This window comes from Wolbachia endosymbiont (group A) of Udea olivalis, from assembly GCF_964028365.1.
GTDB classification, from domain to species: Bacteria; Pseudomonadota; Alphaproteobacteria; order Rickettsiales; family Anaplasmataceae; genus Wolbachia; species Wolbachia pipientis.
On sequence record NZ_OZ034773.1, the window covers coordinates 21,342 to 39,329 of the forward strand.

General features: G+C 33.5%; 20 protein-coding genes and 2 other RNA genes. 14 read left to right on the forward strand and 8 right to left on the reverse strand.

Going from position 1 to position 17,988, the window contains the following annotated elements; translation table 11 throughout:
* Nucleotides 1-2: 2 nt before the first annotated feature.
* The 3 genes from ABWU32_RS00085 to recA form a co-directional block, all read right to left on the reverse strand.
* Nucleotides 3-773, reverse strand: coding sequence for a CDP-alcohol phosphatidyltransferase family protein (locus ABWU32_RS00085; protein WP_015589351.1), 771 nt, complete (start codon nucleotides 771-773; stop codon nucleotides 3-5).
* The gene (locus tag ABWU32_RS00090) at nucleotides 770-1,462 is read right to left on the reverse strand and encodes a phosphatidylserine decarboxylase (RefSeq protein WP_007548750.1); all 693 of its coding nucleotides are present in this window, start codon (nucleotides 1,460-1,462) and stop codon (nucleotides 770-772) included. Before ABWU32_RS00090 ends, ABWU32_RS00085 begins: the two co-directional genes overlap by 4 nt.
* A 187-nt stretch (nucleotides 1,463-1,649) precedes the next feature.
* Nucleotides 1,650-2,717 (reverse strand): recombinase RecA, encoded by a 1,068-nt coding sequence (recA, locus tag ABWU32_RS00095; protein ID WP_010963008.1) that lies wholly within the window; start codon nucleotides 2,715-2,717, stop codon nucleotides 1,650-1,652.
* 624 nt (nucleotides 2,718-3,341) lie between these two features.
* On the opposite strand from recA, the gene ABWU32_RS00100 reads away from it, so the two are divergent.
* Nucleotides 3,342-4,304, forward strand: coding sequence for a J domain-containing protein (locus ABWU32_RS00100; RefSeq protein ID WP_265028068.1), 963 nt, complete (start codon nucleotides 3,342-3,344; stop codon nucleotides 4,302-4,304).
* Here the strand turns inward: ABWU32_RS00100 and ABWU32_RS00105 are convergent.
* Nucleotides 4,272-5,561: a bifunctional folylpolyglutamate synthase/dihydrofolate synthase gene (locus tag ABWU32_RS00105; protein WP_264953985.1), complete on the reverse strand. Its 1,290-nt coding sequence runs from the start codon at nucleotides 5,559-5,561 to the stop codon at nucleotides 4,272-4,274. The genes ABWU32_RS00100 and ABWU32_RS00105 overlap by 33 nt on opposite strands.
* A complete protein-coding gene (locus tag ABWU32_RS00110) occupies nucleotides 5,558-6,148 on the reverse strand; it encodes a phospholipid-binding protein MlaC (RefSeq protein WP_015589354.1) in 591 nt (196 codons plus the stop codon). The genes ABWU32_RS00105 and ABWU32_RS00110 overlap by 4 nt, the downstream gene beginning before the upstream one ends.
* A gap of 101 nt (nucleotides 6,149-6,249) precedes the next feature.
* On the opposite strand from ABWU32_RS00110, the gene ssrS reads away from it, so the two are divergent.
* The 3 genes from ssrS to ABWU32_RS00125 all read left to right on the forward strand — a co-directional run bounded on the left by ssrS (nucleotide 6,250) and on the right by ABWU32_RS00125 (nucleotide 7,632).
* Nucleotides 6,250-6,411: non-coding RNA, 6S RNA (gene ssrS, locus ABWU32_RS00115), on the forward strand.
* 1 nt (nucleotide 6,412) lies between these two features.
* Complete coding sequence (locus ABWU32_RS00120) at nucleotides 6,413-6,892, forward strand: type II toxin-antitoxin system RatA family toxin (protein WP_244262410.1); 480 nt, start codon at nucleotides 6,413-6,415, stop codon at nucleotides 6,890-6,892.
* Between the two features lie 53 nt (nucleotides 6,893-6,945).
* A complete protein-coding gene (locus tag ABWU32_RS00125; RefSeq protein ID WP_015589356.1) occupies nucleotides 6,946-7,632 on the forward strand; it encodes a DsbA family protein in 687 nt (228 codons plus the stop codon).
* A 29-nt stretch (nucleotides 7,633-7,661) separates the two neighbouring features.
* On the opposite strand, the gene ABWU32_RS00130 is transcribed toward ABWU32_RS00125, so the two are convergent.
* Complete coding sequence (locus ABWU32_RS00130) at nucleotides 7,662-7,940, reverse strand: DUF2671 domain-containing protein (protein ID WP_007551133.1); 279 nt, start codon at nucleotides 7,938-7,940, stop codon at nucleotides 7,662-7,664.
* A gap of 251 nt (nucleotides 7,941-8,191) precedes the next feature.
* Between ABWU32_RS00130 and ABWU32_RS00135 the strand changes: the two genes are divergently transcribed.
* Complete coding sequence (locus ABWU32_RS00135) at nucleotides 8,192-8,839, forward strand: O-methyltransferase (RefSeq protein ID WP_015589357.1); 648 nt, start codon at nucleotides 8,192-8,194, stop codon at nucleotides 8,837-8,839.
* A 1-nt stretch (nucleotide 8,840) separates the two neighbouring features.
* Here ABWU32_RS00135 and ABWU32_RS00140 read toward each other — a convergent pair whose 3' ends face one another.
* Complete coding sequence (locus ABWU32_RS00140) at nucleotides 8,841-9,494, reverse strand: glutathione S-transferase family protein (RefSeq protein ID WP_141457290.1); 654 nt, start codon at nucleotides 9,492-9,494, stop codon at nucleotides 8,841-8,843.
* 222 nt (nucleotides 9,495-9,716) lie between these two features.
* Between ABWU32_RS00140 and ffs the strand changes: the two genes are divergently transcribed.
* From ffs to dnaN, 9 genes are all read left to right on the forward strand, one after another.
* Nucleotides 9,717-9,806: signal recognition particle sRNA small type (gene ffs, locus ABWU32_RS00145), an RNA gene on the forward strand.
* 21 nt (nucleotides 9,807-9,827) lie between these two features.
* Nucleotides 9,828-11,429, forward strand: coding sequence for a DNA polymerase III subunit gamma/tau (gene dnaX, locus ABWU32_RS00150; RefSeq protein WP_141457288.1), 1,602 nt, complete (start codon nucleotides 9,828-9,830; stop codon nucleotides 11,427-11,429).
* Between the two features lie 21 nt (nucleotides 11,430-11,450).
* Complete coding sequence (locus tag ABWU32_RS00155; RefSeq protein WP_041573540.1) at nucleotides 11,451-11,765, forward strand: YbaB/EbfC family nucleoid-associated protein; 315 nt, start codon at nucleotides 11,451-11,453, stop codon at nucleotides 11,763-11,765.
* 349 nt (nucleotides 11,766-12,114) lie between these two features.
* Nucleotides 12,115-12,444: a transposase gene (locus tag ABWU32_RS00160; protein ID WP_141456678.1), complete on the forward strand. Its 330-nt coding sequence runs from the start codon at nucleotides 12,115-12,117 to the stop codon at nucleotides 12,442-12,444.
* The gene (locus ABWU32_RS00165; protein ID WP_265027790.1) at nucleotides 12,428-13,063 is read left to right on the forward strand and encodes a transposase; all 636 of its coding nucleotides are present in this window, start codon (nucleotides 12,428-12,430) and stop codon (nucleotides 13,061-13,063) included. Before ABWU32_RS00160 ends, ABWU32_RS00165 begins: the two co-directional genes overlap by 17 nt.
* 380 nt (nucleotides 13,064-13,443) lie before the next feature.
* Nucleotides 13,444-14,145 carry a P44/Msp2 family outer membrane protein gene (locus tag ABWU32_RS00170; RefSeq protein WP_141457284.1) on the forward strand — a complete coding sequence of 234 codons (702 nt, stop codon included), beginning with the start codon at nucleotides 13,444-13,446 and terminating at the stop codon, nucleotides 14,143-14,145.
* Nucleotides 14,146-14,463: 318 nt separating this feature from the next.
* The gene (locus ABWU32_RS00175; RefSeq protein WP_015589362.1) at nucleotides 14,464-15,357 is read left to right on the forward strand and encodes an RNA polymerase factor sigma-32; all 894 of its coding nucleotides are present in this window, start codon (nucleotides 14,464-14,466) and stop codon (nucleotides 15,355-15,357) included.
* Complete coding sequence (locus ABWU32_RS00180; protein WP_015589363.1) at nucleotides 15,350-15,847, forward strand: invasion associated locus B family protein; 498 nt, start codon at nucleotides 15,350-15,352, stop codon at nucleotides 15,845-15,847. Before ABWU32_RS00175 ends, ABWU32_RS00180 begins: the two co-directional genes overlap by 8 nt.
* Nucleotides 15,848-15,962: 115 nt before the next feature.
* Nucleotides 15,963-17,120, forward strand: a complete 1,158-nt coding sequence (gene dnaN / locus ABWU32_RS00185) for a DNA polymerase III subunit beta (protein ID WP_041573541.1) — start codon at nucleotides 15,963-15,965, stop codon at nucleotides 17,118-17,120.
* Between the two features lie 88 nt (nucleotides 17,121-17,208).
* On the opposite strand, the gene truA is transcribed toward dnaN, so the two are convergent.
* The gene (truA, locus tag ABWU32_RS00190) at nucleotides 17,209-17,946 is read right to left on the reverse strand and encodes a tRNA pseudouridine(38-40) synthase TruA (protein WP_015589365.1); all 738 of its coding nucleotides are present in this window, start codon (nucleotides 17,944-17,946) and stop codon (nucleotides 17,209-17,211) included.
* Nucleotides 17,947-17,988: the final 42 nt, after the last annotated feature.

Consider the following 17,988-nt stretch of genomic DNA (forward strand, 5'->3'; position numbering starts at 1 on the left):
AGCTAACGAGTTTTATATGTAAAATATATGTAAAACCCGATGCTTATTGGAATAGTAAGTGTATACACTATACCTAAAATTGGTAGAGTCATCCAGGGCTTACTGATGAAAAATACAATAAGTACTCCAAAAAATGACACAAATATATAGGATAGGCTTTTGGGAATATAAATATATTTTGCAGAGAAAGTTGGAATGTGACTTATCGAAAAAAATGAAATGGCCAGAAAGTAACAAGCTACGTTTCTTGTGTTAAAAAATCGCTCTATGAGAAGTAAGTATTCACTCTCATGAGATTGAAAGGTAATAATTATTGGTAACAAAGAAAGTAAAGCACACACTGGAGCTGGAACACCAGAAAAGAAAAATTTTTCCCAGTATGGTTGTTCTGAGTGTAGCGAAACATTAAATCTTGCAAGTCTTATTGATATGCAGATTACGTATATCATTACTAAAATCCAACCTATGACTTTGATTTCGTTTAGCTTCCAAAAATACAAAAGAAATGCAGGCGCTGCACCAAAATTTAGAAAATCTGCAAAAGAATCAAGCTGGGCTCCAAAATCGCTAGTTGATTTTAGAATTCTAGCTATTCTGCCATCCATTCCATCTATTATTGCTGCAATGATGATAAAAATTACTGAGAATTCCCATTGTTCATTAAATGTAAATTTAAGTGAAGTGAGACCAGAACATAAACCCAATAAAGTTATAAAGTTTGGGAATAATTTAGTAATAGGTAAGAATCTACTGTTACTTCCATCGTTATTCATATAACGTCAAAAGTAAGCTTCTCTTGAACGTTTTCCTTATTTAAGTTTGCTATAATTGTTTCACCACCAATAACAGTTTGCCCTTCTGAAACTCTGACTTCTGTATCAGCAGGAACATAGATATTCACTCTACTGCCAAACCTTATAATTCCAAACCTTTCACCTGCTTTTACGTTCTGGGATATTCCTAAATTACAAACGATACGACGTGCAATTAATCCAGCTATTTGCTCCACAATAATTTCTTTCCCCTTTTCGTATTCAATTACAATAACCTGCTTTTCATTTTCATTACTAGACCTATTGCTCATTGCGGATACAAACTTGCCTTTTTTATAACTCATTTCCTTTATCGTACCAGATATTGGTATACGGTTCACATGGACGTTCAAAACACTTAAAAATATGCTAACAAGCGTAAACTTCTTCTCCTCTCCGTTTTCTGCTGATAAAGGATAATTAACTTCTTCAATTTTTGAAATCACACCATCAGCAGGACTTAATATAAGATTCTTATTGTTTGGCACAGCTCTTGCTGGATCACGAAAGAAATAAGTACACAATAATGTTGGAAACAAGCACGTAACGCCAAACCCCCAAGATATAGAGAATGCTATACACGTTACTATAAAGGAAACTACTATAAATGAATAACCTTCCCTGTTTATATTAGGTAAACCAAAACACATAATCTTATTAACAATAACCTATTGTTAACAATTTATCATTTATAATTTCTCATGAAAAGCTTTTTTTAACTGCTTCAGCAAAGTCTTTTTGATACAAGGTAACATTACAGATTGTTATATTAGCACATAGAATTACCGTCATACTGTAACAACCCGTCCAACACAAAATCTAATGCCTAAGTTTAGATCAGAAAACTGATTCTTCTAAAAGTTGCTCACTATCCTCGTCTATTATGATAGAATTATCATGATTTCTGAGTAAATCTCTGATTTTCGTTTCTATTTCATTTGCGACTTCTTTGTTTGTTTTTAGGTAAGTTTTTACATTCTCTCTTCCTTGCCCAAGACGTGTGTTGTTATATGAATAGTAAGCGCCTGCTTTTTCAAGCACACCAAGCTTTGCTCCCATATCTATTATTTCTCCGAGTTTTGATATACCTTCATTGTACATTATATCAAATTTCGCTTCTCTAAATGGAGGAGCAACTTTATTTTTTACAACTTTAACTCTTGTTTCATTACCTGTAATATTTTCTTTGTCTTTTATTACACCAACTTTTCTTATATCAAGCCTTACAGAAGTATAGAATTTTAATGCATTTCCACCCGTGGTAGTTTCAGGATTTCCATACACTACTCCTATTTTCATACGAATTTGATTAATAAATATCAATATACAGTTCGCTTTTGAAACGGCAGAGGTTAGTTTCCGTAGCCCATGACTTAGAAGCCTTGCTTGCAGCCCCATATGTTGATCACCCATATCACCTTCAATTTCAGCTCTTGGAGTTAATGCTGCGACAGAGTCAATAACTATCACATCAACCGCACCAGAACACACTAAATACTCAACAATATGCAACGCCTGCTCTCCAGTGTCTGGTTGTGAAATCACTAAATCATCAGTGCTTACCCCAAGTTTACGAGCATATAAGACATCCAATGCATGTTCTGCATCGATAAATGCGCATGATCCTCCTTTTTTTTGTGCTTCAGCAATCACGTGCAAGGCAAGAGTGGTTTTACCAGAACTCTCGGGGCCAAATATTTCAATTATACGCCCTTTTGGCAGACCTCCAACACCTAGAGCCGAATCAAGCGCAATTGATCCTGTGGATATTGTGTCTATTTTTTCTACAGGGTTTTGCTTCAACTTCATTATTGCACCTTTACCGAATGCTTTTTCAATCTGGCTTATTGCGTTATCTAGCGCTTTTTGTTTATCACTATTTCTTTCTTCTGGGTTACTTGCCATAGATCATTTATTAATTTATATAATTCTCTATGATAATCAAACGCGAATAACCTGCCAAGGTTTTTCTAGTATTTATGTATTATTTCAATGAAAAATATTAACGTTTTCATAAAGCAGATATTTGTTTGCCTTCGTTAGTAACACACTATACTTTAGTGTACGAACGTTGCAATTTGCAGCATAGCAGGTGGTGTCATCCAAGTAGCCAACACTGAAATGACTAAATTCGAAATGGCTACATGAATTTATTGTAAATTACTACCGTATAAGGTGCGATGCAACAAAGCCATTCCAGTGTCAGCTACTTGAATGACACCTCTTAGATGGGTCAGCTACTCAGATCTGCCATGAAAACTGCAACCCTAAATGTTGGAGCACTGTCGTACACTAAGCGCTGTAATGACAATTTTAGTCGCTTCATACACTTATCATGCTAGTCATAACAGAAATAATTTTTACCAAAGATATTTATGAAATAATTGACATAGTTTGGAAATATGTATATTATAGAACATTAATAGTTAGTTAATTTGTAGGTGTAATGTGGCTAGAAATGTTTTGAATGAAAATGAGTACCACGCTTTAAAGCAGTTGTTTTTAACATTTAATATTCAAAAGGAGGATGTGGTAAATTCTGACATTAAGAATATTAAGAAAAAGCTTAGTCAACAATACCGTAAATTATCGTTAAAATATCACTCAGATAAAAACCCAAACAATAAAGAAGCGGAGGAGAAATTTAAGGTTATTGCATTAAATAAGCCATTTTTTGAAGAATTTATAATAGAGCCATTGGAGAAAGGTCTCAATAAAAGAAATAATTTAATAAAAGAATTACGCGGTAAGTTGTGGAGTCGCAGTTATGAAGAATTGCAAAAATACTTAGATGATAAGTGCAGAAATAAACTCTATAATAAGCAGCAGTCAATTAACAATAATGTAACTGCTTATGTAAAATATTCTTCTTATTCAAATTTCTTAGGAGTTCTTTTAGTATCCTTCACATCAATTGCATTTTTAATAATTAATGGTATTTCTTCTAATGTACCAATAGCAGTAGGTTTTCTTGCTCCCTTGTTAGCAGGATCTATTTTGAGTCTAGCTGTTAAGAGCATTTATACTAGAAATGGGAAAGAGTTTAATCATCAGACTAATATTTTATTATTGTTTAACTTTGACCAAGAATGCGAAAATTTTTCAAAGAGTGATAGGACTAAATTAAAGTGGCTAAAAAATTCAGTTATTTTGAGCAACACAATCTGTACATCTTTAATGTTTTTCGGTGTGGGATTAGATTTAGTTGCCAACGGCTTTGGTATAACTAACTCTATGATGTTATCCGGCTTATTACTTTCATTACCATTCACGCTTTTAATTGTTACTTCACCTATTTTAAATGCTGCAAGTAATTATATTCTCAAAAAGACAGCTATAAATTCAATTGAGGAGCAATTTAAAGGTGATGATCAGTTTATAGAAGTCGATAACGAAAAGCCAAGCAGTACTATGAGCAATCAAAGTTATTTCCCCATCGGTCAGTTAATATCATCAAAGTTAGCTATTCTCCATAGCGAAGTCTCTAGCTAGGAACAATGAGCCACAGATTAGTATGGTTTTGACGTTTTGGATAGAGGCTTTTAATATGTGATTTGATATTGCATCGCCAATTGACTCACACTCAATTGCTTTTATTCCTATGTTATTGGCTTTTTCCCTAATCAAGTTTGTATTTGTTGCTTTGGGCTCAGACTTAACACAAACCGCACATAGTAGCTTGATATATGGCTTTAAGTGCTCTAAGAACTCTTCCACATTTCTGTTACGAGTAACACCAAAAATTATATAGATACCTTCAGCAAAATTATCTTTTACCCACTGAAATAGTACTCTAGCACCATCATTATTGTGCGCACCATCTAAAAATAATTGCCAATCTTTTGGTAGTAAAGAAATTAAATTGCCCTCTTTTATACGCTCCAGTCGTGCAGGCCAATAAGTGCACTGTAAACCTGAAGTGATATCCTCTTCTCCAATATCAAATCCATATTTTCCACTCAAAATGCTACATGCTGCAATAGCATTGCCTGCATTGATTATTTGGTGATCACCCTTTAAAGACGGCAAAGGAAATTCTATTGATTGAATAGCTGATTGGAAAACCATTTTGTTGTTCTTTTTTTTGCAATTCCATTCAAAACCTCCTCTATATAAGGGAGATTTCTTATTTATTGCGTGGTATTCTAGCGTGTTCATTATAGATTTTTCTTGTGGTGCTATCACGCAAGGAACATTAGGTTTCATTATTCCAGCCTTTTCACCTGCTATAATTTCTATAGTAGGGCCAAGATATTCCGTATGATCAAGTGCAATGGAAGTAATTATTGTTAAAATCGGACTATCTATAACATTTGTTGTATCAAGTCTTCCACCCATACCCACTTCAATTAAAGTTATATCGGCTTTGTGACGAGAAAAAGCTAAAAAAGCTGCAATAGTTGCAGCTTCAAACAGAGTGATAGGTTGTTCTGCAATTACGGCACGGCATTCTTCTAACAAGCTATATAATTCATTATCGTCGATATAACTGCCTGCAATAACTATTCTTTCATTAAAATTCACCAAATGTGGAGAAGTGTATGCGTGTACCTTATACCCTGCTGCTTGCATTATATATCTTATAAATGCTAGTGTTGAGCCTTTCCCATTAGTTCCAGCTATATGAATTACGGGAGGCACTTTTTTCTCGGGATTATCTAGTTTACTAAGAAAGCTTTTTATGCGATCAAGAGAAAAATCATTCGGCCTGCTACCAAGTGGCTTAGGCCAATGAGGCATATATATCATAGATTATTGTTACATTTTAATTCACCTATCACACTTGCTATGCCATGCGTGTCAATCTTCTCACTAAATTGAGAACGTTGATTAATAGCAATACTTATTCCACTCATTACAACATCACTTATCAAGAAAGAACTGTGATTTTTAGTAACTTTAAAATCAATATTTGTAAATTCTTCATCACCGTAAGAGAACCTTGTGCCAATTAAGCAAGTTTCATCGTCAACTGCTTTTGTACTCATTATGATCATTTCACTATTACTCATGTATTTAGATAAAATTTTAACGCACAAACGTGTAAGATACACTTCATACTCTCTTAAGAAATCTTCCCTTTCCTTCCGGGTAGTCAAAACCCAATATTTTCCCATGACAAATCGAGATATTTCTTTGAGGTTAACATTATTCTGAATGACCTCCTGAAGCTTTTCGTGTACATGCTCTAGGTTTTTTCTATTTCCTTTTGTAGATATGCTGTCTACTTGTTGTTTCATAGTATGCACAAAAATTTTGTGATCTGTACAATTAGTGTAAGCACTTGAAGAAATTACAATAAAAACAATAATGATTAAAACTTTAGTAATATTCATAAGATATACTTAAAATGCAAAGTTTAATAAAGATTAAATAACAATTACTGACTTTAATATACCTATAGACATGCCCTGTGTAAATCATCTATAATTCAAGTAGGGGTCTGTGCTATGCGTTATGAGTTAAGTTAAATTTCCCGAGCGATAATTTCTAGAGAAGGGAATTGCCTCTGCTGGTTTCGTTGAAACTAATATGCGATGCCCACCTTAACTTCAGGTCTCAGGAATCTACTAAGGCTGACGGTAGATACGGATCCTTTTTTGATTGGTACTAAATTTATGCTTCATCAATACAGAGAACAAGGTACCTTCCTATGTTCGCCTAATGAAGTATTCCAAATTGTAATTGATGTTGAAAGGTATCCTGATTTTGTTCCTTGGTGCAAAGCCGTTTATATAAAAGAAAAAATTGACAATCAAATGGTTGTGGACCTTCTAGCAGCTTTTCATGGAATTAAAGGAAGATATACATCAGAGGTAACCTTTCTTTCTCCAAGTAGAACAAACGAAGGTTGGATAAAAGCTGTATCATCAAATGGAATATTTAAACATCTATGCAATAAATGGCAATTCATTCCCATAGATGAAAATAAAACTATGGTAAAGTTTTATATAGAGTTTAAGTTTAAGTCCAACTCATTTTCAACCCTATTAAACTCAGTATATAAATATACACAAAGTAAAATAATTGCTGCATTTAAAGACAGGGCTGAAAGCCTTGCTAAACAAAAGTTACCTTGACACTATTTATATAAATATATAATTTTTTTAGTAAGTTAAGTATTTATATCGTAATGATTTTTAGACTATTGCTTTTATCAATTTTTATAAGTGTTAATTCTTATGCAGTTGTTAACCAACATATTCAAAAAGAAACTAATGAAATAACATCAAAGGAGTTACTATCACTATTACCCGATGATAAATTATTAGGAGATCCAAAAGCACCAATTCTAATGATAGAATATGCTTCATTAACTTGCTATCACTGCTCTCTTTTTCATAAGAATGTTTTTCCTAAAATAAAAGAGAAATATATAGACACAGGTAAGATGTTATATATATTTCGTCATTTTCCTTTGGATTACAGAGGGCTAAAGGCTGCAATGCTAAGTCATTGCTACGAAAAACAAGAAGACTACTTTAATTTTAACAAAGCTGTTTTTAACTCAATAGATTCGTGGAATTACTACAATTTAAGTGATTTGACTTTACTACAAAGAATTGCTGCACTAAGCAACTTAAAGCAAGATGCATTTAACCAATGCATTAATGATAAGAAAATTATGGATAAAATCATAAATGATAAATCACTGGCAATTAATAAACTTGGTATCACAGCTACCCCAATATTTTTCATCAAGCTTAACGATGGTAAGTCATATATAGAGCATAATAAAGTTAAACATGAAGGGTATAAAGAGCTGAAATACCTCACTGATGTAATAGATAAATTATATGGAAAAGCTATAGTGAAGTAATACCACTGTAGCTTACCATATAAAAGACTCTATGCTGAGTCATTGTTTTTTACGACTGTTTGTTGTTTTTTACGCTCAAATTCTCTTTTTTTACTGTGCCAAGCGTAGTAATACATAGCAATTTTATTCTCTATTAATACTATTGTTCCATCATAAAACTGAACCATATCCATAACTTTTCTCTGAGCTTCATCAAAACGTTCTTTATACTTTTCACGATAAGCTGGATTATTTAGTAACATAACCCCTTCATTCTTGTTAGATTTTTTGTTTAACGTTTCAACTTCGCTAGCAATAGTATAAGACATATAACCCCCTCTAATTGATTATAAAAATTATATTTTAATAAAGAGAAATGCGCATAAACAATCTCTTTAATTCCAGCACAATAATCGACTGCTTATTATACTAGTTAACTATAGTACAATATATAATAATTCTTGTCACTTAAAATTTTATACTATGAAATAATAACTTAAAATAAATGTTTTTATTATTTCAAACTATATTATTATATTTATAAATTGTGTATGAATTAAGCTTCCCTAATTTATAATCTATGCGTAATAATTTTAGTATAAAATTGTCATACATAAGAAATCTATTTGCAAAAGAATTTAAAACAATAGAAGAATATTGTATTCTTGAAAAAAAGCAACATATTCAGATCGGCCATGAAGAAGGAAAGCTATTAAGTTTATTTATAAAAATCCATAAAATCAAAAGTATTGTTGAGATTGGCACGTTATACGGTTATTCGTCGATTTGCATGGCAAAAGCTCTACTGGAAGATGGTCACATATATACAATAGAAAATAACCCTCAATACTCAAGAATAGCAAAAAAAAATTTTAGTGCTTTTAATCTGAGTGATAAAATTACTCTAATAGAAGGCAATGCATTGGAAAAACTTAATGAATTATCAGCAAAAGCACCATTTGACATGATATTTATCGATGCTGATAAAGGTGGTTATCCTAAATATTTAGATTGGGCAGAGTCATACATTAAACAAGATGGGCTAATCGTTGCAGATAACACTCTATTGTTTAACACAGTATTTTTAGAATCGCCTCCAAAAGAAGTATCAGAAAAATCATGGCATGCTATGAGGGAGTTTAATAATAGATTATCAGATGAAAAAAAATATTTCTCTATATTGATTCCAACTGATGAAGGAATGACTGTAGCTTTAAAGCTAACATAAGTTAAAAATCAAGGTCAGCATAATGTTTAGGAGGGATTAAACCAGAAATCCTCTCTAATAATATCTCACGAAAACAAGGCTTTGATTTAACAATGGAGTACCATTCTTTTAAAATTTTACTTTTTTCCCATGGAAAACTACTTACATAGTCTATTACAGAAATATGCGATGCTAAAGTAATATCAGCCAAAGTGAACTTATCGGTTGCAAGCCAAATGTTCTTGTTAATTAAGTGTTCAACATATTCTATATGGCAAAGCAGATTATGCTGAGCTGCATAGATAAACCTAGAATCAGGGCTGCGGTTAGTAATTACTTTTTCATTCATAATATACTTAGTAACTTCATTGTAAAATTTGTTATCGAACCAATTGATTAGAGCGCGTATTTTAGACTTAATAATAGTGGATGAACCAAATAATTTGACGTCGCTATTGTAAGTTTCTTCTATATATTCACAAATGGCATTACTATCCGCTATTACAAAGTTATTATCTATTAATACTGGTACTTGCCCGGTTGGATTGATCTCCATAAATTCATTCCGTTTTTCCCACGGATTTTCATACACTAGATCACAGCCCAACTTTTTTTCTTTGAGAAGGGCTCTAACTTTTCGTGAAAATGGACAAAGAGGAAAATGATATAAAATCATAATATTCCTCTTTTGTTATCCCAGTACCTATAGGTTGTTATTCCAGTGTGTGACACTGAAATCCACATCTTTTTTCTCTGGATCCAAGTTGGGATGACAAGAGAAGAGTATTTTAGGTAACAGTTGTTTACTCCAAAGTAATGTTGCAAGAGGTCTAACATATAAATTATAAGACTAATATAGGATATACCTTGCTAAATAAAAAAAAAAGTATAATATTTTATAAGGTATGCAGGCAAAAACTCTGTAATTTGGTCAGATCAGAAATGAAGCAGCCATATCAGAACCTTTTTGGGTTGCATACCTACTTCATTATTTGTTTTATCCGAAGCTGTGAATATAGCATTAAAACATCGTCCTAGTAGCTTTAAAGATCTAGTAGGTCAAGATATATTAGTGCGTGTATTAGAAAATGCTTTTATTTTAAACAAAATCCCACAATCTATACTGCTCTCTGGTAGTAGTGGAGTTGGTAAAACCACCACTGCAAGGATAATAGCTTTATGTTTGAATTGTTCCCTGGGGCCAATTTTTGAACCTTGCGGATCATGTGAAAATTGTCTAGCAATAAAAAATTCAAGCCATCCAGATGTGATTGAAATCGATGCAGCAAGTCACACTAGCATTGACGATATTAAAGTAATCCTGGGAGATATTTGCTATTCACCTATAAGCTCTAAATTCAAAGTCTACATTATAGATGAAGTACATATGTTATCCAGCAGTGCATTTAACGCATTACTTAAAACCCTAGAAGAGCCACCATCTAGTGTAAAATTCATTTTAGCAACTACGGAAATAAAAAAGATACCGATAACTATTATTGCACGTTGTCAAAGATTTGATTTACACAACATTCCTGTAGCTAAAATAGTGGAACGTTTAAATGATGTTGCACAAAAAGAGAGTTATTCTATTGAAAAGGGAGCATTAGAATTAATTGCACGACACTCTGGAAATTCAATGCGTAACGCCTTGTTTTTGATGAATCAAGCAGTGCTATATAGCAAAGATGGTGCAATATCCACTAAAAATGTGACAGACATACTTGGCCTAGTGGATAAAGATATTATATTTGATCTATTAGGGGCAATATTAGAAGGTGATTTACAGAAAGCTCTATCAGTGTTTGACAAGGCGATAAAAACAGCAAACCCACTTAGTATTTTTGAAGGTCTATTGCAAACAATTCAGTTAGTATGCCGTTTTTTAATTACGAAAGAGATTGATAGTGCAGTTACAGAGTATGAAAAGAATAGGATAAAAGATTTAAGTATAAAGAGATCTTTAATATTTTTTTCAAGATTGTGGAAGGTGTTGCTTAAAGGTATTCAAGATATAAAAACTTCAACATGCAACGATGTTGCTGCTGAAATGATGCTAATTAGTCTTTGCTATCTCTCTGATCTACCTTCTCCAGAACAGGTGATCAAAAAAGTTCTTTCACAAAATGTAGAGCAAGGAAATAGACAGGGCAGACCTGTTGCACCTTCCCCCTCTGTCATCCAAGTAGCTGACTACTCAGATCCAAAAAAATATGTGGAAAGTAAACAACAACCCCACTCTGTCATCCCAGTGCGTGACACTGGGATCCATGTGGAAAATAAACAACAAAATTACGATTTTGATAAGATTTTGCAACTATTAAGGCGGAGTAACCAAATTTATCTTTACAAACAACTGTGTAATAATCTACAATTAATAGATTGTAAACCTGGGTATTTAAAATTAAAAGCTGTATCTAAGTTGGACAGTAATTTTTGCAATGATTTAAAAAATTACTTAAACCAGGCAACTCAGCAGGAGTGGGTTATTACAGTTGATACGGGTTATATAAACAGGGAAGTGAGTAATTTAAATTATGCACCTGCAGTCAAGGATATACTTGACATGTTTAAAGGTGCAAAAGTAGTTAATATAGAAAATAAGGAGTAAGTTGTGGATTTTAGTCAAATAATGAAACAAGCGCAAGAGATGCAAAAAAAGCTTGCAGAAGCTCAAGAAAAATATATTGGAAAAGAGTTTCAAGGTATTTCTGGTGGTGGCAAAGTTTCTGTATTAGTGGAAGTCATAAAAATAGGTAGCTATAAAGCTAAAAAGGTGAACATAGACTTAGAACTTATGAGAAATGAGGAAAAAGATATAGTAGAGGATTTAGTAACAGCAGCGTTTAATGATGCCGTTAAAAAAGCAGAAGAAGATATGGCAAATGCAACTTCTGATCTCGCAGGTATGATGGGTTTACCACCTGGATTTAAACTTCCTTTTTGAATTTACTACTGAAGTTTCTTTTAGTGTAAGTATTTTTTTCTAATACTAGACTTCTTTATATAATGCGCCTATAGCTAGCACAGCCCTATGTCATACCGCAATTCATTCCACAACTGTACGAACATTGCAATATGGCACATAGTAAACGATGTCATTCCAGTCTGGAATCCAGCCTTGCCGTAATCTCATCAAGAACGTTGTGTTTTAACATAAAACGGCTACTTTTATGCTTACCAACTTAATAAAATTCCTGATCCCAGTGGGCTTTGTTGCATCGCTCAAGTGAAAAGAACTGGCAGTTACTGACAAAATTCATTATAAATAGCCATTTAACTGTTGAAGAAAAAATATGCCACAAAAAATGAGAGTCAGTAACTGCCATGAATATAACAAATTTCTCCAAGAAAGAGGAAGCATTTTTTGTTATATCAATGACGCCATAGAAAATTGGTACGAGAATTGTCCAAAAATGCAGGGCGGCAACTATATTTATAGTGATAAAGTTGTGATTTTGGTGCATATAATCGTCAGTTTCTTTAGAATTGGTTTAAGACAAACAGTCGGGTTTATAAAAGGGTATTTGCAACAAATAGGAAGAGATTTGGCAGTTATCAGCTATTCACAAGCATCAAGAAGGTTTAAGAAACTTAATATTAAGATAAATGATTGCAGAAAATAATATGGAAGATATCGAAATTGCTATAGACAGTACAGGAATTAGTATATACAACAACACTCCTGGTCACAGCAAGGAAAATAGCACTGACAGAAAATATCGTGGCTATGAGCAAACGAGAAAATTGCACGTAATGTTGAATATAAACAACAAAAAAGCCATAGCTGTAAAATACAGTAACGGTGTCTACTCTGATCACTATGGAGCTTGTGATTTGCTAAAAGAAGTTGATTTTCAGCATGCCATAAAAGCACTATATGCAGATAGAGCATGTGATAGGCACAAGTTTTATAAGTTGTGTAACGAATATGATATAAAGACAAAAATTCCACCAATAAACAATGCGGCAGAACATCCAGAAATAGATTATATGTCTGACAGGAATGCTGCTATTAGGTTAATAAAATTATACGGTGAAGATGGCATGAAAGAATGGAAAAAAGAAGTAAATTATGGGAAAAGATCTTATATTGAAGGGTTTTTCTCAAGATTAAAGCAAATATTCGGATTTAGTTTGAGGAATAAATCTGAGATAAATCGAGAAAAAGAACTGCTAATCAAATGCTATTTGCTTAATAAATTCACTGATATTGGTATGGCTAAATTTGAGATAGTTACATGAATTTACCATAAATCACCATCTCATAAAGTGTGATGCAACAAAGCCATCCCAGTGTCATGCTACTTGGATGACAAGAAGAGGGTACTTGGATAAGAGGCATTGCCCTCCTGGTAGGCCCAAATTGCAATGTTCGTACAGTTGTGGATTTCTCATCCGCTAACAAGCAGCGAGATGACGAGGCCTTTCGATAGTAAATCTTACCTGTGTTAGCTATACCAAAAAATCAAAAGTCGTATTTATTCATTAATAAAATCTTTGTCTTCTCCTAAAAATTAGTTAAAATGTAGAATATTTTGTGTTATTAAGTTAGCACTTGACTTAACTTTAGTTGTTACTTAGACTGCTAAAGTGGAATTTTAATTTTTTTTACGAGGACAATTATGCATTATAAAAAGTTTTTTTCAGCAGCCGCTTTAGCAACGTTGCTAAGTTTATCAAACTCTGCTTTTTCAGATCCTGTTGGTCCAATAAGTGATGAAGAAACTAGCTACTACGTTCGTTTGCAATACAACGGTGAAATTTTACCTCTTTTCACAAAAGTTGATGGTGCTACAGGTGCTAAAAAGAAGACTGCGGATACTGATACAACTACTGACCTTTATAAAGCTTCTTTTATGGCTGGTGGTGGTGCATTTGGTTACAAAATGGACGACATCAGAGTTGATGTTGAAGGGCTTTATTCGCAGCTAAGCAAGGATACACTTGATGTAGCTCCTACTCCAGCAATTGCAGACAGTTTAACAGCATTTTCAGGATTAGTTAACGTTTATTACGATATAGCAATTGAAGATATGCCTATCACTCCATATGTTGGTGTTGGTGTTGGTGCAGCGTATATTAGCACACCTTTGGCAACCGCTGTGAGTAGTCAAAATGGTAAATTTGCTTTTGCTGGTCAAGCAAGAGCTGGTGTCAGCTATGACATAACTCCAGAAATCAAACTCTACGCTGGAGCTCGTTATTTCGGTTCTTTTGGTGCTCATTTTGATAAAGATACTGCTGCAGCAAGCAAAGACAAGGGGGAACTCAAAGTTCTTTACAGCACTGTTGGTGCAGAAGCTGGAGTAGCGTTTAATTTCTAGTCTATCTCAGTCTTGTTATCCCAGTGGGTTTTTTCTTGTCATCCAAGTAGCATGACACTGGGATCTAGAAAAAAGAAATGTGGATTCCAGTGTCAAGGCACTGGAATAACACTATTTGCTATGTGTTTAAGCTATAACGTTTACCATTGTACTGGTAGAATATCATCTAAAGTTACATAATGTTATCCAATTAGCTAACACTGCGGCCTACTGTCTCCAAGAAATTAGATGGAAAATTTGTACTTTTTTCAAATCAAAGCTTGAATTTTTGCTGGAAAATCAATATATTATATGCATGAAGTTTTAATTTAAGTTGTTATGTTGACCCCAATGGCAAGCTTATGTGTCGATAGCAGAACCAATCTCATGCAATATATTGCTAGGGTGCGAAAATTTCCCATGCTGTCTCAAGAGGAAGAAGTACAACTAGCAAAAAATTGGAACCAATACAAGGATATTTCTTCTGCTCATAAATTGATTACCAGCCATTTGAATTTGGTAGTGAAAATTGCAATGAAATTCAAAAATTATGGACTATTGTTGATGGACCTGGTCATGGAAGGGAATATGGGTTTAATGCATGCAGTAAAAAAGTTTAATCCTGATTTAGGGTTTCGTTTTTCAACTTATGCAGTGTGGTGGATTGAAGCTTCAATAAAAGACTTTATATTGAAATCTTGGTCATTTGTGAAAATAGGCACAACGCAAGCACAAAGAAGATTATTTTTTAGTTTACGTAAAATAAAAAAAAGAATTTTACAGTATACAAACAGAGAAACTTTAAATAATGAAGAAATAAAAGCAATATCTAATGAGCTTTCTGTATCCGAAGGAGACATTATACAGATGAATTACCGTTTGGCTTGTAAGGATCAGTCGCTAAACGATTGCATAAAAATAGGTGATGACTCTAAAAGGGAGCTACAAGATATGATCCCATGTAACTTGGTCAGTCAAGAAGTAACTTACCAAAATCATGAAGAGAAAGAATTAAAAGAAACAATTTTAAACAATGCACTAGCAAGTCTCAACGAAAGGGCGAGAGACATTTTTATCAGTAGATATTTGTCTGAAAACACTCAAACTCTGGATGAACTTAGTAAAAAATATTGTGTTTCAAGAGAAAGAATAAGGCAGTTGGCTGAGCAGGCGATGGCTAAGGTAAAACAATATATACAATCAGAAAGTTTGAAATTTGGTTTGCATGCGTAGTTTTTTTATATTTCTAATATTTTTTTCAATAGGCGCTTTTGCATCAGTTAGTGATGTGCAATTGAAGGAAAAATATAAAGATTGGCTCGTGTATACTGCATTGGAAGATGGAGAGAAGGTATGTTATATTGTATCCTATCCTAAAAAAAAAAGCGAACATTATACAACCAACCGAAAGCCATATGTAATGGTTAGTTATGTTGATAAAAAAGCAGATGAGGTAAGCGTTACCTCTGGTTTTCAGTATGATAAGGAGCCTGTAGCTCTCAATATCGACAAAAAAATTAAATATACACTGCCTATAATACAGGGAAGTTTTGCGTGGGCAGAGCATACAAAAATAGATCAAGATCTCATTCTAAAAATGAAGCAGGGATTATCAATGGTAGTGAATGGGAAAACAAAAACAGTGACCATTGATGATACTTATTCCCTACTTGGGTTTCAAAAAGCGTATCAAAAAATGCATGATTCATGCCATACAAAGTAAATTATTGTAACAGAATACCCAGCTATAGTATAAAATAGACTACTCTTTCAATGAATAGCACTTTACTTTATATGGAATGCGGATATCATTTAAAATATATTTTTGAGAGTTAGTAATGTCAGAGGTTGCAGGTGTAGACACAGAAATCAAAAAGCAAAATTCTGTGTGCGAGCAGATGCGTTTTAGCGTGAGCCGCACAAGTCTTTTAAATACATTATCCAGAGTAAGTGGAGTGGTCGAAAGGCGTAATGCAATAGATGTTTTGGCATGTATAAATATCAAAGCACAACATGGCAGCATAAAATTAATGGCAACTGATCTTGACATTTCAATGTTTGCCTCACTTGCTGCAACCGTATTAACAGAAGGAGAAGTAAAAATTTCAGCGCATACTTTACATGACATAGTGAAGAAGTTACCCGCTGATTTGGATGTCAATTTTGAAGTAAACAACCAAGGAAAATTATTGATGTCTTGCGGAAATGCAAACTTTTCTTTACCGAATGTAGTTTCAAGCAGTTTTCCTGCTCTTGAAGAAGACAATTATAAATATGATTTTACTCTACTCAATACGGACCTGATAGACTTATTAACCAAAACAAAATTTGCTGTATCACTAGATGATACAAGGTATAATTTAAATGGAATATATCTACATACAGATGAGCAGTTTCTGTACTGTGTTGCAACTGATGGCCATCGTTTATCGTGTATAAAGAGGCCAAAGCCTGGAAATATCAATGGCGAATTCGGTGTGATCATTCCACGTAAAACTGTTATGGAGTTGTTAAAAATATTGGACGATTGTAATGAAATTAAAGTAAAACTCTCAGACAGAAAAATCAAGTTTACATGCGGTGAATATATTCTAATATCAAAATTAATAGATGGAACTTTTCCAAATTATAAAGCAGTTATTCCAGCATCTCAAGATAAGCATATGATTATTGAAAGTAAAAAACTTTCAGATGTTATAGATCGAGTTTCCGTTGTTGTATCTGATAAAGTAAAATCCATTAAATTCTCACTACAAGAAAAGCTGCTAACTCTGCATTCAAACTCCCAAGAGTGCAGTGATGCAACTGAATCCATAGAAGTGGACTACAATGAAGCCCCTATAGAAATAGGGTTCAACTCGCGTTATTTGCTTGATGTTCTATCTTGCATAAAAAATAAATGTAAGTTTAGCTTAGCCGATGGTAATAGTGCTACAATTATCACTGATGAAGATGATTCAAATGTATTATATGTAGTGATGCCAATGAGAACTTAAACTCGTCATCTCGCTGCTTGTTAGCGAGATCTGGAGATACTGCGGCGGTATGACACTTATTTCACTAAGAACGTTACTTTTTATTAAATTAGTAATCTATCTTTACCAAATACAAGCCAAAAGGCGGCGCGGTAACCCCAGCAGCACTTCTTTTGCATTGGCTTAATATATGTAGCATTTCTTGCGGATTGGTTCTATTTTTTCCAAATTCAACTAAAGTACCCGCAATAATCCTCACTTGGTTATGTAAAAAGGAAATAGCAGATATTTTGATGTGTATATGATTCCCGTTTTGTACTATATCGATATCATCAATTGTTCTTATCGGATTTGCGGCGTGACAATCTTTTGAACGAAAACTTGAAAGGTCATGTTTTCCAAGTAGATGTTTAGCAGCTTCACGCATAATATTTACATCAAGTGGGTTAAACACTTGCCATACATAACCCGTCTCCAGAGCGGCAGGAGCATAGCGATTAACTATTCTGTATTCGTAATATCTTTTTTTTGCTGAAAACCGTGCGTGAAACGCATCATCTACAACTTCTGCATTAAGCACAACTATAGGAATTGATTTTAAATGATAATTTATTGCGTTTCTTATTCTATAAAGCTCACATTCCTTTTCCATATCAAAATGAGCAACTTGTCCTAAAGCATGAACCCCAGCATCGGTCCTTCCACCACAGTACAAGGCAATTTTCTCACCACTAAAATTAAATATAGCATTTTCTATCTTCTCCTGGATTGAGTTAGCAGAGTGTTGCTGTTTTTGCCAACCAGAGAAACTACTACCATTATATTCTACCGTTATTTTGTATCGCACTGCATTACATCAAGCTCTATCTAAAATAGTCATTTTCTATCT

Bases quoted from the DNA above. Each gene is read 5' to 3' on its own strand.
- ABWU32_RS00085 (WP_015589351.1), bottom strand. From the start codon at position 773: ATGAATAACGATGGAAGTAACAGTAGATTCTTACCTATTACTAAATTA.
- ABWU32_RS00090 (WP_007548750.1), bottom strand. From the start codon at position 1,462: ATGTGTTTTGGTTTACCTAATATAAACAGGGAAGGTTATTCATTTATA.
- recA (WP_010963008.1), bottom strand. From the start codon at position 2,717: ATGGCAAGTAACCCAGAAGAAAGAAATAGTGATAAACAAAAAGCGCTA.
- ABWU32_RS00105 (WP_264953985.1), bottom strand. From the start codon at position 5,561: ATGATATATATGCCTCATTGGCCTAAGCCACTTGGTAGCAGGCCGAAT.
- ABWU32_RS00110 (WP_015589354.1), bottom strand. From the start codon at position 6,148: ATGAATATTACTAAAGTTTTAATCATTATTGTTTTTATTGTAATTTCT.
- ABWU32_RS00125 (WP_015589356.1), top strand. From the start codon at position 6,946: ATGATTTTTAGACTATTGCTTTTATCAATTTTTATAAGTGTTAATTCT.
- ABWU32_RS00130 (WP_007551133.1), bottom strand. From the start codon at position 7,940: ATGTCTTATACTATTGCTAGCGAAGTTGAAACGTTAAACAAAAAATCT.
- ABWU32_RS00135 (WP_015589357.1), top strand. From the start codon at position 8,192: ATGCGTAATAATTTTAGTATAAAATTGTCATACATAAGAAATCTATTT.
- ABWU32_RS00140 (WP_141457290.1), bottom strand. From the start codon at position 9,494: ATGATTTTATATCATTTTCCTCTTTGTCCATTTTCACGAAAAGTTAGA.
- ABWU32_RS00155 (WP_041573540.1), top strand. From the start codon at position 11,451: ATGAAACAAGCGCAAGAGATGCAAAAAAAGCTTGCAGAAGCTCAAGAA.
- ABWU32_RS00160 (WP_141456678.1), top strand. From the start codon at position 12,115: ATGCCACAAAAAATGAGAGTCAGTAACTGCCATGAATATAACAAATTT.
- ABWU32_RS00165 (WP_265027790.1), top strand. From the start codon at position 12,428: ATGATTGCAGAAAATAATATGGAAGATATCGAAATTGCTATAGACAGT.
- ABWU32_RS00170 (WP_141457284.1), top strand. From the start codon at position 13,444: ATGCATTATAAAAAGTTTTTTTCAGCAGCCGCTTTAGCAACGTTGCTA.
- ABWU32_RS00175 (WP_015589362.1), top strand. From the start codon at position 14,464: ATGTTGACCCCAATGGCAAGCTTATGTGTCGATAGCAGAACCAATCTC.
- ABWU32_RS00180 (WP_015589363.1), top strand. From the start codon at position 15,350: ATGCGTAGTTTTTTTATATTTCTAATATTTTTTTCAATAGGCGCTTTT.
- dnaN (WP_041573541.1), top strand. From the start codon at position 15,963: ATGTCAGAGGTTGCAGGTGTAGACACAGAAATCAAAAAGCAAAATTCT.